We start from the raw sequence: 13,781 nt of genomic DNA on the forward strand, positions 1-13,781 counted from the left end.
TTACGGTCCGCCGCAATGAAAGCGGGCCGAAAGGGATGCGGACAATGGCAGACATCAATGACTGGAAGGCGGCCGCCGAAAAGGAGGTCAAGGGTAAGGACCTGACCTGGAACACGCCCGAGGGTATTGCGGTGAAGCCGCTCTACACCGCCGAGGACGTGACCGTCGATCCCGGCTTTCCCGGCTTCGCGCCGTTCACGCGCGGCGTGCGCGCCTCGATGTATGCCGGCCGGCCCTGGACCATCCGCCAGTACGCGGGCTTCTCCACTGCCGAGGAATCGAACGCCTTCTATCGCCGCAACCTCGCGGCGGGCCAGAAGGGCCTTTCGGTCGCCTTCGACCTTGCCACCCATCGCGGCTATGACAGCGATCACCCGCGCGTCGTGGGTGACGTGGGCAAGGCGGGCGTCGCCATCGATTCCGTCGAGGATATGAAGATCCTGTTCGACGGCATTCCGCTCGACAAGATGTCGGTCTCGATGACGATGAACGGTGCGGTCATCCCGATCCTGGCCTTCTTCATCGTTGCCGGTGAGGAGCAGGGCGTCGACCGCAAGCTGCTCGACGGGACCATTCAGAACGACATCCTCAAGGAGTTCATGGTCCGCAACACCTATATCTACCCGCCCGAGCCGAGCATGCGGATCATCTCGGACATCTTCGGCTATACCAGCCGCGAGATGCCGAAGTTCAACTCGATCTCGATTTCCGGCTACCACATGCAGGAAGCCGGCGCGACGCAGGTGCAGGAACTGGCCTTCACCATCGCGGACGGCGCGGAATACGTGAAGTACGGCGTGGCATCGGGCCTCGATATCGACAAGTTCGCAGGCCGCCTGTCGTTCTTCTTCGCCATCGGTATGAACTTCTTCATGGAAGTGGCCAAGCTGCGCGCCGCGCGCGTGCTGTGGCACCGGGTGATGACGGAGCTGGGCGCCAAGGACGAGCGTTCGAAGATGCTGCGCACCCACTGCCAGACTTCGGGCGTGAGCTTGCAGGAGCAGGATCCCTACAACAACGTCATCCGCACCACGATCGAGGCGATGGCCTCGATGCTGGGCGGCACCCAGTCGCTGCATACCAATGCGTTGGATGAAGCGATCGCGCTGCCGACCGACTTCTCGGCCCGCATCGCCCGCAACACGCAGATCATCATCCAGGAGGAGACCGGCATGTGCAATGTCGTCGATCCGCTGGGTGGGTCCTACTACATCGAATCGCTGACGCAGCAGCTGGTCGACCAGGCCTGGGAGATCATCGAACGCGTGCAGGCAGAGGGCGGCATGGCCAAGGCCGTCGCTGCCGGCTGGCCCAAGGCGATGATCGAAACCGCCGCCGCCGCCCGCCAGGCGCGGGTGGACCGGGGCGACGACGTGATCGTCGGCGTCAACAAGTACCGTCTCGCCAGCGAGGACCTGCTGGAGACGCTGGAAGTCGACAACGCCAAGGTCCGCGAAGGCCAGATCGCCCGCATCAACAAGATGAAGGCGGAGCGTGACGAGGCCAAGTGCCAGGCCGCTCTGAAGGCGCTGCGTGACGGCGCGGCAGGCGTGTCCAGCATCGAGAACAACCTCCTCGCGCTCGCCGTCGAGTGTGCCCGCGCCCGCGCCACGCTGGGCGAGATCAGCTCGGCCATGGAAGACAGCTTCCAGCGCTACGGCACCCAGCCGACCCCGGTGAAGGGGGTCTATGGCGCGCCTTACGAGGGTGACAGCCGCTGGCAGCAGGTGCTGGACGGCGTGCAGGCGGTGGAGCGCCGTCTCGGCCGCAAGCCCAAGGTGCTGGTCGCCAAGATGGGTCAGGATGGCCACGATCGCGGCGCCAACGTCATCGCCTCGGCCTTCGGGGACATGGGCTTCGACGTCGTTTCGGGTCCGCTGTTCCAGACGCCGGAAGAGACCGTCGTGCTCGCGCTGGAAAGCGCGGTCGACGTGGTCGGTGCGTCCAGCCTCGCGGCCGGTCACAAGACGCTGATCCCTGAACTGATCCAGAAACTGCGCGAAGCGGGCCGGAGCGACATCAAGGTGATCGCCGGCGGCGTGATCCCGCCGCAGGACTATGAGTTCCTGCGGGGTGCCGGCGTTCAGGGCATCTACGGCCCCGGCACCAACGTCGTCGAATGCGCGGCTGACGTGCTGCGCCTGCTCGGCCACAACATGCCGCCGCTCGGTTCTTCGCTGGAAGTGGCGGAATAAGGATGGTCACGCTGGATCGACGCCGCGCTTGCCCCTATGACCGGGGTTTGGCCGCGCGTCATCCCGCGCGCTCTGCCTGAGGAATGACTATGACCGAAACCCCTTCCATCAGCCCCCGTACCGACTGGACCCGTGAGGAAATCGCGGCACTGTTCGATCTGCCGTTCACCGAACTGGTGTTCCGCGCGGCCGAAGTGCACCGTGCCAACCACAAGGCCAACGAAGTGCAGCTTTCCACGCTGCTTTCGATCAAGACCGGCGGCTGCGTGGAAGACTGCGGCTATTGCTCGCAGTCGGTTTCGGCCAACAGCGGGGTCAAGGCTACCAAGCTGATGGAAGTGCAGCAGGTGCTCCAGCGTGCGGCGCAGGCGGCCGATCAGGGGTCCACCCGCTTCTGCATGGGCGCCGCCTGGCGCAACCCCAAGGACCGCGACATGCCCGCCATCATCGAGATGGTGAAGGGCGTGCGCGCGATGGGCATGGAAACCTGCATGACGCTGGGCATGCTGACGCCCGATCAGGCGGACATGCTTTCTGACGCCGGGCTCGACTACTACAACCACAACATCGACACTTCGCCCGAGCGCTATGACCAGGTCATCACCACGCGCACGATGGATGACCGCCTCGACACGCTGTCGAACGTGCGCATGGCGGGCATCAACGTCTGCTCCGGCGGCATCGTCGGCATGGGCGAGACGCGTGCCGACCGCGTGGGCTTCGTCCACACGCTGGCGACCCTGCCGGATCACCCGCAGTCGGTGCCGGTCAACGCGCTGGTTCCGGTGAAGGGCACCGTGCTGGGCGACATGCTGGCCGACACTCCGCTGGCCAAGATCGATGACGTGGAATTCGTGCGCACGGTGGCGGTCGCGCGCATCACCATGCCGCTGTCGATGGTGCGCCTCTCGGCGGGGCGCGAGTCGATGTCGGAAATGACGCAGGCGATGTGCTTCATGGCCGGCGCGAACTCGATCTTCACGGGCGACCAGCTGCTCACCGCGCCGAACGCGGGCGACGACAGCGACATGGCGATGTTCGCGCGCCTCGGCATCAAGCCGATGGCCATCGAACTGACCGAGGCGCAAGTCGAAGCCCAGCGGATGCCCAAGGGCTGCGCGAAGCTGGAAGCGGCCGAGTGACCCGCGCATGATCCTGCCGATCCTTCTCCTGGCCTCGCAGCCCCCGATCGATTGCGCCAATGCGATGACGCAGACGGACATGAACGTGTGTTCGTATCGCGACTTCCAGTCCGCCGATCGGGTGATGAACGAGGCTTGGGGGAAGGCGGTGGCCAAGGCGAAAGCTGCCGACAAGCAGGGACCCGTTGGCAATTTCAATCGGCTGCTCGATGCGCAGCGCAAGTGGCTCGCCTGGCGCGACGCCCAGTGCCTTTCGGAGAATGGCCCGCGTGAGGAAAGCGGCACGATCTGGCCGCTTCAGCAGAACGGCTGCCTCAAGGGATTGACCGAGGCGCGCACGAAACAGCTGCGCGCTTATGGGAGCGCGGGGAACTGATGCCCGGTGCTCTCCGCTTGCAAACCCGTCATGCTGGACGCGCTGCAGCATCCATTTCGCGCCCCGGGCCGATGGCCTGTGCGGCGCGATGGACCCTGAAACAAGTTCAGGGAGACGAACGATGAGTGTGCCGGCGGGGATATTCATCCTCGCCGCGACGCTCTGAGCGATGGTTTTGGTGATCGACGCCGGCTTCTTCATGCACGGCGGCTGACTTGGGAGTTACGGGGTTGTTCAAGAAAATCCTCATCGCAAACCGGGGCGAGATTGCCTGCCGCGTGATCAAGACCGCGCGCCGCATGGGCATCCAGACCGTTGCCGTCTATTCCGACGCCGATGCCCGCGCGCCGTTCGTGCAGATGGCCGATGAGGCGGTTCACATCGGTCCCGCGCCCGCTGCGCAGTCCTACCTGATTGCCGACAAGATCATCCAGGCCTGCAAGCAGACCGGCGCCGAAGCGGTGCACCCCGGCTACGGCTTCCTCTCCGAGCGCACCTCCTTCGCCGAAGCGCTGGCCGCAGAGGGCATCGAGTTCATCGGGCCTCCCGTTGGCGCGATCGCCGCGATGGGCGACAAGATCGAATCCAAGAAGCTGGCCAAGCAGGCGGGCGTCAACGTCGTCCCCGGCTTTGTCGGTGAGATCGAGGACACCGAGCACGCCGTGCGGATCTCGAACGAGATCGGCTATCCGGTGATGATGAAGGCCAGCGCCGGCGGCGGCGGCAAGGGCATGCGCCTGGCCTACGACGAAAAGGACGTGCGCGAGGGCTTCGAGTCCGTGAAGCGCGAGGGCCTCAATTCCTTCGGCGACGACCGCGTCTTCATCGAGAAGTTCATTCTCAACCCGCGCCACATCGAAATCCAGATCCTCGGCGACAAGCACGGCAACATCCTCTACCTGAACGAGCGCGAATGCTCGATCCAGCGCCGCCACCAGAAGGTGGTTGAGGAAGCGCCGTCGCCCTTCGTGACCCCCGCGATGCGCAAGGCGATGGGTGAGCAGTGCGTCGCGCTGTCGCGCGCGGTGGGCTACTATTCGGCAGGTACCGTCGAACTGATCGTCTCGGGCGCGGATGCGACCGGCGAGAGCTTCTACTTCCTCGAAATGAACACCCGTCTTCAGGTCGAGCACCCGGTTACCGAAGCGATCACTGGCGTCGATCTGGTCGAGCAGATGATCCGCGTCGCCGCGGGCGAGAAGCTGGAGATGACGCAGGCGGACGTGAAGATCGACGGCTGGGCCATCGAAAACCGCGTCTATGCCGAAGACCCCTATCGCGGCTTCCTGCCCTCGACCGGCCGCCTCGTGCGCTATCAGCCGCCGGTGGACGGCTGGGACGACGACGGCGCCGAGAACGGCCGTCGCGGCATCCATGGCGTGCGCGTGGATGACGGCGTCTACGAAGGCGGCGAAGTTTCGATGTTCTACGATCCGATGATCGCCAAGCTCATCACCTGGGGCGAAACGCGCGACGAAGCCGCCGACAAGCAAGTGGCCGCGCTCGACCTGTTCGAGATCGAGGGCCTTGGCCACAACATCGATTTCGTCTCGGCCATCATGCAGCACCCGCGCTTCCGCTCGGGCGAACTGACCACGGGCTTCATCGCCGAGGAATATCCCGAGGGCTTTACCGGCGCGCCCGCGTCGGAGGACCTCAAGGGCAAGCTGGCTGCCGTCGCCGCTTTCGTCGCCACTGCGCGGGCAGACCGGGCACGCCGGGTCGACGGGCAACTGGCGCCGCATCGTTTGTCGCCGCCCTCGGAATGGACCGTCACCATCGACAAGGCGGCCTACGAAGTCGTCATCGACGACGAGGACGTCACGGTGAACGGCGCCTTTGTCGAACTGGCAATGGAATACACCCCCGGTGACCGGCTGATCGAAGCCGAGATCGATGGCGAGGCCATCGGCATCCGCGTCGCACCGACGCGCACGGGCCTCAGGATGACCACGCGCGGCTGCATCCACAATGTGCAGATCCTGCCCAGCCGCGTGGCTTCGCTCAGCAAGCACATGATCGAAAAGATCCCGCCGGATCTCTCGAAGTTCCTGATCTGCCCGATGCCGGGCCTGCTCGTCGCGCTTCATGTGGGCGAGGGGGACAAGGTTGAGGCAGGGCAGCCGCTGGCCGTCGTCGAAGCCATGAAGATGGAAAACATCCTGCGCGCCGAGAAGTCGGGCGTGGTGAAGGCGGTCAATGCCAAGGCAGGCGAAAGCCTTGCGGTGGACGCCGTCATCCTCGAAATGGAGTAAATGCACCTGGACCACGACCCCGCCGCGCCTGCGGCTGAGCAAGTCAGCTTCGACGACTTCCTGAAAGTGGACATCCGCGTCGGCACGATCGTCGCCGCCGAAGTCTACGAGGGAGCGCGCAAGCCGAGCCTTAAATTGCGGATCGATTTCGGTCCCGGCGTTGGCGAGAGAAAGAGCGTGGGGCAAGTCGCCGCGCTCTATTCTCCCGAAGAATTGATCGGGCGGCAGGTGGCGGCGGTCGTGAATTTCCCCAGGCGCCAGATCGGCAAGGCCGTGTCCGAGGCGCTCACGCTCGGCTTCGCGGACGAGGAGGGCCGGGTGGTCCTTTTCGCACCGGACCAGCCGGTGCCCAACGGTTCGAGGTTGTTCTGATGACGGGGTTTGCTGCGCTTCTGGCGAGCGCGGAGGAGATCGAGGGCGGTTTCGTTTTCGATATCACCGAAGACTGGCTTCAGGGCCGCACCGCTTACGGCGGGCTGACTTCGGCGGTTGCGCTGGCGGCGGCGCAGCGGCTCGATCCCGAATTGCCGCCGCTGCGTTCCGGCCAGTTCGCGATGATCGCGCCGCTGGCTGGCCGCGTGGAAGCGCGGGCGCGGATCGTGCGCAAGGGGCGCAATGCCACCTGGGTAGCTGCCGAGCTTGCGAACGAGAAGTGCGTGGGTTTCACCGCCAGCTTCGTGTTCATGCGCCAGATCGAGAGCGCGGCGGATATCGCCGGCTATCCGATGCCGGAGGGCGTGAACCCGGTGGCCGATGCCAGGCCGGTGCCGCTGGACGTGGCGCCCGAATTTCTGAAGCGGAACTTCGATGCGCGGTTCGCCTTGCCGAAATCGGCGCTGGGCGAGGCGGATATGTGCTGGTGGGTGCGCCTGAAAGAGCGCGGCGGCCTCGATCCGGCGCTGGAAGCGGTGTTGGTCGGCGATGCCTTGCCGACGGCGGTGCTGCCGCTGCTCAATTTCCGCGTGCCGATCAGCTCGATGCACTGGCACATCAATCTGCTGGAACCGGCGCCGGTCACCGAGGACGGCTGGTGGCTGCTGCGCACCACCAGCGCATTTGCGCGGGACGGCGGGGCCAGTGAGCATATTCTCCAGTGGAGCGCTGCGGGCGCGCCGGTGATTGCGGGGATGCAGTCGGTGGCGGTGTTCGGCTGAGTTGCTCAGCCCTTTTCGTCACCTGCAAGGAGACGCAGCCCACGAAGCAATCCGGAGCGGTGTAAACCGCCCTGAATCGCTTCGCTAAGTGCGCGATGACGAAAGTCGGGTGGCGATCCCGCCTTGTCAGGCGGGCGCCGGCTCACCTGCCAGGGTCTTGCCCAGCGCGATCTTGAAGGCCGAGAACGCGATCAGGCCGACGGCTGCGGCAGCGACGTGGATCAGCCAGAACGACACGGTGTCCATCGAGGAATACCAGCCGCCCACTTCGCCCACGATCTTGTTGGCACCGAAGAAGGCCAGGTAATAGATGCCGACGACCGTCGCGTTGAGCGCGCGCGGCGCGATCTTGGTGAAGAGCGCGAGGCTTACCGGCATGATGTGCGCGAAGCCGATCGAATTGAACAAGTGGAACATGACCGGCCAGAACAGGCCGATCCTGGCGTCCCCGGCCGTTGCGGCGGCGATGACCAGGCATGACCCGCCGATGATCGAAAAGACCGAGCCGATGATCATCTTGCCCAGTTCGTCGGGCTCGCGGCCGGTGCGATCCGCGTACCATTTCCAGAACGCGGCTACGGCCACCAGCATGGAGAAGCTGAGGGTCGCATCCACGGTGATCATCCAGCTCGTCGGCAGGGTGGTGCCGAAGAAAGTCAGCTGGAACTTGGCGTCCGCCCATACGAGATAGGCGTTGAAGATCTCCTGGTTGGTCATCATCGCGATGGCGAGCACCGGCACCAGCACGGCCAGCGCGCCGAGGCGCGGCCAGTCTCCGCGGGCGAGACGTGAGCGAGGCGTCTTGTCGCCCTTGGCCGCGCGGTTGTCGGCGGGCAGCCAGTGCCCGGCCTTGAGATAGATGACGAGGCCCAGCACCATGACGATCCCGGCCGTGCCGAAGCCGTAGTGCCAGCCCACTTCCTCGCCCAGCGTGCCCGCGATCAGCGGCGCGACGATCACCGAGACGTTGATGGCGATGTAGAAGATCTGGAACGCCATGGCGCGGCGCAAATCGCCGGGCTTGTAGAGTTCGCCGACCTGGCTGGCGATATTGCCCTTGAACAGGCCGACGCCGACCACCAGCGAGATCAGGGCGAAGAGGAACATGCCCTCGAACGCCATGAGGAAGTGGCCGAGCGACATGACCACGGCGCCCGCGATCAGGGTGGCCTTGCGGCCCAGCCAGCGGTCCGCGACGATGCCGCCCAGGATCGGGGTCAGGTAGACGAGCGAGGTGTAGTCGCCGAAGATCGCCGAAGCCAGCGGCTGTCCCTCCAGCCCGGCGTAGTGCCAGCCGCGCAGCCAGGACAGGCCGGCGACTTTGCCGACGTTCTCCGGCAGCAGCAGGTACTTCACCATGTAGAGCACGAGCAGGGTCTGCATCGAATAGTACGAGAAGCGCTCGCATCCCTCGACGAAGGAGAGATAGCCCAGGCCCTTGGGGTGGCCCAGGAATGCGCGGTCGTTGCGCTCGATTTCCTCGGGGAAGTCGAGTTCGGGAGTGGCTTCGGAAAGTGTCATGGCGGTCTGGTGCGGCCCGGTACTTTTGTTATCCAAGCGCGCACCATAGTGGCGCGTCATGGTAATGTCACGCCAGGCCAAGGATTGCACGGCCTGCGAGGCCCAAGCGCCTCTCTTCAAACGGGAAAAGGCGACAGACCCGATCGACCTGTCGCCTTCCCGTACGCCCCCGGACCTCCCAAAAAAGGGTTTGCGATCGGCGCCACATTCCCGCGTGGCGGGACAGAATCAGAACGTGCGGAGAGGCATCGGGTTTCGGCAGTCACCGCGCGCGAGGCACGGGACATCGGAACATTTGCGAGTGAAATCAGTCGGTCGGGCGTGGTTTGCCAAGAGCCGGTCAGTCCGGGCGGGCGAGTTCCTCGTCGAGGAAGGCGGCGACGTCCTCCAGCGAAACCTGCTTGTCGAGGTAGGTCTGGCCGATTCCCTTGAGCAGCAGGAAGGGCAGGGTGCCCGCGTCCATCTTCTTGTCATGGAGCATGTGATCGACCAGGCGGGTGCCGTCGCAGTCCAGACCCAGCCGCGCAAGCCCGGCAGGCAGGCCGATCTCCCCGATATGACGGGCGATATGCTCGGCGCTGGCGCGCGGCATGAGTTCGCGGCGCGCGGAATAGCGTGCGGCCAGCACCATGCCGAGCGCCACGCCTTCGCCGTGGAGCAGGCGGTCGGAAAAGCCGGTCTCGGCCTCCAGCGCATGGCCGAACGTGTGGCCGAGATTGAGCAGCGCGCGCTTGCCGGTGGTCTCGAACTCATCTTCGGCAACGATGCGGGCCTTGCTCGCCACGGAATGGGCCACCGCATATTCGCGCAACTGGCTGTCGCCGGCGATCATGGCGGCCGCGTTGGTGTCGCACCAGGCGAAGAAGTCGGCATCGTCGATGAGGCCGTACTTCACCACTTCGGCATAACCGGCCAGGAAGTCTCGCTCTGGCAGCGTTTCCAGCGCGGAGAGGTCGGCCAGGACGAGCGAAGGCTGGTGGAAGGCACCGACGAGGTTCTTGCCGGCGGGCGTGTTGATCGCGGTCTTGCCGCCCACGCTCGAATCGACCTGGGCCAGCAGCGTGGTCGGCACCTGGATGAACTTGCAGCCGCGCTTGAGCACGGCGGCGCAGAAGCCGGTGAGATCGCCGATGACACCGCCGCCCAGCGCGAGGATGTGATCGCCGCGCTCCACTTCCAGCGAGAGCAGCCAGTTCACGGTGGCGGCCAGTTCTTCCCAGGACTTGGTGGCCTCTCCGGCGGGCAGGATGCGCCAGTGCGGCTCATGGCCGTTTTCGCGCAGGTTGGCCTCTACCACGGCGCCCCAGGCGGCGTGGACATTGACGTCGGTGATGATCGGCACGCCGCGCTTGCGCAGGAGGCCGCGGCACTGCGGGACGAGTTCGGCCAGGAGGCCGGCGCCGACGCGCACTTCGTAAGGGCGGCCGGCGATATCGACGGGGATTACAGCCATTGCGAAATTCCCTGCAGGACGTTGTTGATCGTCTGGACGTGCGGCCCGCTGTGACTGAGCACATGGATCGGGGCCTGCGAATAGTGCGGCCGCCGGTCGTCGCGCAGCCTGCCGAGTATCTCGTGCGGGTCGCCGCCCTTGAGCAGGGGGCGGTTGTCCTTGCGCGCGGTGCGCTCGACCAGGGTTTCCACTTCGCTGTCGAGCCAGACCGTGATGGCCTTGTCCAGGATCAGCTGCCGCGTGATCTCATTACAGAACGCGCCGCCGCCCGTGGCGATCACGCAGCGTCCGACCCTGGAATCCGGCCCGGATTCGATGAGGCGGGAGATCACCCGGCGCTCGCCGTCGCGGAAGTAGGATTCGCCGTAGGTTTCGAAGATTTCCGGGATGGTCATCTGCGCGGAACGCTCGATTTCCTCATCGGCGTCCACGAAAGGACATTCGAGAAGCGTCGCGAGCCGCTTGCCCACGCTGGACTTGCCCACGCCCATCATACCCACCAGCACGATGGGGCGATCGATGCGCCGCGCGAGTGCGGCAATTTCCTGCGCGGAAAACCGGGTTTGTTGAACGTCCATTGCTCCATCGCCTATAGTTGCGCTAGGTCGCAGCGCAAGCATCGGTGAAGGAAGGCGAGTGACGATACAAAAACGCAGGCGCAAGTTCTCAGGCGTGGCTGCCGTTTCCATCGTCGCTCCGGTGGCAGTCCTGGGGGCGGTCCTTTTGGGCGCCTGGGCATGGTCGGACGGCGGCCGTTCGCCGGTGCGCGATATCGTCGAGCCGATTCCGGTGCCGGAGCTGCCCCGATGAGCCTGGGTGTACGGTCCTGGCATCTGCTGGCCGGCGTTTCGCTGGCGCTGACTTCGGTGTGGGCAGTGGCGCAGGATGCGCCCGAATCGCTACTGCCGAAGATGTTCGACGAACCGCCCGCGCGCGCCACGCCAAGCGCCGCGCCTGCTGCGCCGCCGCGGCCTTCCAGTCGCCCGGCGGCAAGCCCTTCGGTCGCCGCACCGGCATCGCCGTCGAGCGCGCCGCGCTCGGTTTCGACCCCGGTGATCCAGGCCTTGCCGGTGGAGGATGCGCCGAGCTTTCCCACCAGCGGCTTCGTGACGACCGACGCCAGCGGCAAGAGCACGCTCACGCGCATGCCCACGCTTGAAGAACTGCAGGGCATGTCGCCCGAGGCCTTCGAACAGTTGCTGACCGACAAGCTCGATCTCGACATGCCGGCGGGCGCTCGCCGCTCGATGGAGCAGATCGGTCTGGTCGACGAGAGCGAGGGCGGGATGGCCGCAGCTTCGCTCTCCGCCCAGAACCCCTATCTGGTGCAGACCGCCATCGCCGCCAATCGCGGGGCGCTGGTCTCGCGCTGGGGGCATATCCTGCTGCGCCGCGCGCTCGCCTCGCGGCTCCAGGCGCCGCCGGGCATGAGCCCGCAGCAATTCCTCGGCCTTCGCGTAGGCCTGCTGATTCGGATGGGCGAAACGGACGCCGCCCGCGCGGTCCTGCAGGGGCTGGATATCTCGAACTTCACGCCGGGTATTACCCGCGAGGCCTTCGACATCTACCAGCGCACGGCCGATTTCACCGGCATGTGCCCGGTGCTCTCGATCCAGGGCATGCAGGACGACACTGCCGAATGGAGCGCCGCGCAGTCGATCTGCGATGCCTTCCGGGGCAGTGGCGCCGCCGCGCTCGCCCGGCTGGAGCGGGCCCGCGTCAGCGGCAAGATGCCGCGGATCGATTCGCTGCTCGCGCAGAAGTACGCAGGCGCTGCGGGACGTTCACGCAAGGCCGTGACGATCGAGTGGGACGGCGTCGATACGATGACGCCCTGGCGCTACGGCCTGGCGATCGGCGTTGGTCTCACCCCGCCCGATAGCGCCATGTCCGGCGCCGGGCGGATGTACGACTATGCCACCGCGCTTGCGCCGATGGTCGGCCTGGAGCGCCGGGCCATTGCCGCCGACCGGGCGGCGGCCAGCGGCGTGCTTTCCAATGCCGCGATGGTCGACCTCTATTCGCAGGTCTATGCCGATCCCGAAGTGACCGGCGAATGGCAGAAGCGCGCAGAAAGCCTGCGCGATGCCTATACGCTGGAAGCGCCCGGCGCGCGCCTTTCCGCGATGCAGAACCTCTGGACCGGCACGACCGGGGAGGCTGCCTATGCCCGCCAGGTGCTGACCGCCGCAGCCGCAGCGCGCATTGCGCCGAGCAAGGACATGGAGGACGATGCCGCTGCGCTGATCGCCTCGATGCTTTCGGCGGGTTACGATACCAATGCGCTGGCCTGGTCGCCGATCGTGGCGTCGGGCAGCGAGGGCTGGGGCCTGCTGACGCTCGCTGCGCCGGGCCGTATCCGGGCCGTGGATTCGGGCGCGGTGGATACCTATTACGGGGCCGACGACAGCCAGAACAAGCGCCGCAGCGCCTTCCTTGTCGCCGGACTTGCCGGACTGGGTCGGATCGATGAAGGCGCGGCCTCGCGCTATTCGGGCGACTGGGGCATGCAGCTGGACAGCGCGACCCGTTTCACCGCCGCCATCGACAAGGCGGCCACGGACGGCGATGCCGCCAGCGTCGCCCTGCTTGTCGGTCTCGGCATGCAGGGCAGCAGTTGGCAGCGGATGACGCCGCGTTACCTCTACCACATCGTCTCTGCGCTTCGCACGGTCGGCCTCGATGCCGAGGCGCGGATGATCGCCGCGGAAGCCGTGGCACGGGCCTGACCGGGATGGCGGGCGGAAGCCACGCCGAACGGTTCCTGGCGATGCTGGCGGCCGAACGCGGGGCCGCGGCCAACACGCTCGCCGCCTATCGGCGCGATCTTGCGGCCGCCGAGGAGGTGCTGGGCGATCTTGCGGCTGCCGACGGCGATTCGCTGGCCGGCCTGGGAGAGGCCTGGACCGGGCTCGCAGCATCCAGCCTTTCGCGCCGCTGTTCGGCGCTCCGGCAATTCTACGGCTTCCTGGTGGACGAGGGCCTGCGTGCAGACGATCCCTCCGGCTCGCTGCCGCGCCCCCGCACGCGCAGGCCCTTGCCGCGTATGCTTTCGCATGCGGAAGTGGAGCGGTTCCTGGCCACGGCCGAGGCAGAGGCGGCGGGGGAGCGCTCCGACGCGGTGCGGCTGCTGGCGCTTTTGGAATTGCTCTATGGCTCGGGCCTGCGGGCCACCGAACTCGTTTCTCTGCCGGTCGCCGCGGTGCCGCGCGATGCGCCTTTCCTGCATGTGACGGGGAAGGGCGGGCAGCAGCGCATGGTGCCGGTGAGCGGCCGTGCGCGCATGGTGCTCTCGCGGTGGCTGGCGGTACGACGCGGCACGTCGAAATTCCTGTTCCCCTCCACCGGGGAAAGCGGCCATCTGACGCGGGTGCGCCTGTTTCAATTGCTGAAGGCGCTGGCGGTGCGCGCGGAAATCGATCCCACGCGCGTGTCTCCGCATGTGCTGCGCCATGCCTTTGCGACGCATCTGCTCGAAGGCGGGGCGGACCTGCGCGTTCTGCAGATGCTGCTGGGGCATGCGGATATCGCGACGACCCAGATCTACACGCATGTCGACAGCGCGCGGCTGGTGGCGCTGGTAAACGCGCGCCATCCACTGGCGCGCGGCTGAGCGGAGGGAACCTCGCATTATCCTTCCCGTTGCTTCACGGGAGAAACGCGAAGAATTGCCATCGTCCGAGGG

Annotated in this window: 12 protein-coding genes; 9 read left to right on the plus strand and 3 right to left on the minus strand. The window is 66.1% G+C overall.

Going from position 1 to position 13,781, the window contains the following annotated elements; all coding sequences use genetic code 11:
• Positions 1–44 precede the first annotated feature (44 nt).
• The 6 genes from scpA (at position 45) to ACZ1J6_RS09650 (ending at position 7,122) form a co-directional block, all read left to right on the plus strand.
• Positions 45–2,195 carry a methylmalonyl-CoA mutase gene (gene scpA, locus ACZ1J6_RS09625; RefSeq protein ID WP_465128067.1) on the plus strand — a complete coding sequence of 717 codons (2,151 nt, stop codon included), beginning with the start codon at positions 45–47 and terminating at the stop codon, positions 2,193–2,195.
• 89 nt (positions 2,196–2,284) lie between these two features.
• Entirely contained in the window at positions 2,285–3,337 is a 1,053-nt protein-coding gene (gene bioB, locus ACZ1J6_RS09630) for a biotin synthase BioB (protein ID WP_134092708.1), read from the plus strand.
• A gap of 7 nt (positions 3,338–3,344) precedes the next feature.
• Positions 3,345–3,713, plus strand: a complete 369-nt coding sequence (locus ACZ1J6_RS09635; RefSeq protein ID WP_431568000.1) for a lysozyme inhibitor LprI family protein — start codon at positions 3,345–3,347, stop codon at positions 3,711–3,713.
• Positions 3,714–3,943: 230 nt separating this feature from the next.
• Complete coding sequence (locus tag ACZ1J6_RS09640; RefSeq protein ID WP_431568001.1) at positions 3,944–5,968, plus strand: ATP-binding protein; 2,025 nt, start codon at positions 3,944–3,946, stop codon at positions 5,966–5,968.
• Positions 5,969–6,340, plus strand: a complete 372-nt coding sequence (locus ACZ1J6_RS09645; protein WP_431568002.1) for a tRNA-binding protein — start codon at positions 5,969–5,971, stop codon at positions 6,338–6,340. It begins immediately after the preceding gene.
• Positions 6,340–7,122 carry a thioesterase family protein gene (locus tag ACZ1J6_RS09650; RefSeq protein WP_431568003.1) on the plus strand — a complete coding sequence of 261 codons (783 nt, stop codon included), beginning with the start codon at positions 6,340–6,342 and terminating at the stop codon, positions 7,120–7,122. Before ACZ1J6_RS09645 ends, ACZ1J6_RS09650 begins: the two co-directional genes overlap by 1 nt.
• Before the next feature lie 126 nt (positions 7,123–7,248).
• Here the strand turns inward: ACZ1J6_RS09650 and ACZ1J6_RS09655 are convergent, their stop codons facing one another.
• The 3 genes from ACZ1J6_RS09655 to ACZ1J6_RS09665 all read right to left on the minus strand — a co-directional run bounded on the left by ACZ1J6_RS09655 (position 7,249) and on the right by ACZ1J6_RS09665 (position 10,674).
• Positions 7,249–8,643, minus strand: a complete 1,395-nt coding sequence (locus ACZ1J6_RS09655; RefSeq protein WP_134092713.1) for a peptide MFS transporter — start codon at positions 8,641–8,643, stop codon at positions 7,249–7,251.
• Positions 8,644–8,983: 340 nt separating this feature from the next.
• Complete coding sequence (aroB, locus tag ACZ1J6_RS09660) at positions 8,984–10,096, minus strand: 3-dehydroquinate synthase (protein WP_431568004.1); 1,113 nt, start codon at positions 10,094–10,096, stop codon at positions 8,984–8,986.
• On the minus strand, positions 10,087–10,674 hold the full coding sequence (locus ACZ1J6_RS09665; RefSeq protein WP_132262242.1) for a shikimate kinase: 588 nt from the start codon (positions 10,672–10,674) through the stop codon (positions 10,087–10,089). Before ACZ1J6_RS09665 ends, aroB begins: the two co-directional genes overlap by 10 nt.
• A 58-nt stretch (positions 10,675–10,732) precedes the next feature.
• Here ACZ1J6_RS09665 and ACZ1J6_RS09670 point away from each other — a divergent pair, with 58 nt between their 5' ends.
• From ACZ1J6_RS09670 to ACZ1J6_RS09680, 3 genes are read left to right on the plus strand one after another with little or no spacing between them, the layout of a single operon-like run.
• Complete coding sequence (locus ACZ1J6_RS09670; protein WP_166675155.1) at positions 10,733–10,906, plus strand: hypothetical protein; 174 nt, start codon at positions 10,733–10,735, stop codon at positions 10,904–10,906.
• Entirely contained in the window at positions 10,903–12,825 is a 1,923-nt protein-coding gene (locus tag ACZ1J6_RS09675; protein WP_431568005.1) for a hypothetical protein, read from the plus strand. The genes ACZ1J6_RS09670 and ACZ1J6_RS09675 overlap by 4 nt, the downstream gene beginning before the upstream one ends.
• Before the next feature lie 5 nt (positions 12,826–12,830).
• Positions 12,831–13,709 (plus strand): tyrosine recombinase, encoded by an 879-nt coding sequence (locus ACZ1J6_RS09680; protein ID WP_431568006.1) that lies wholly within the window; start codon positions 12,831–12,833, stop codon positions 13,707–13,709.
• Positions 13,710–13,781: the final 72 nt, after the last annotated feature.

This window comes from Novosphingobium sp. BL-S-21 (assembly GCF_055521655.1).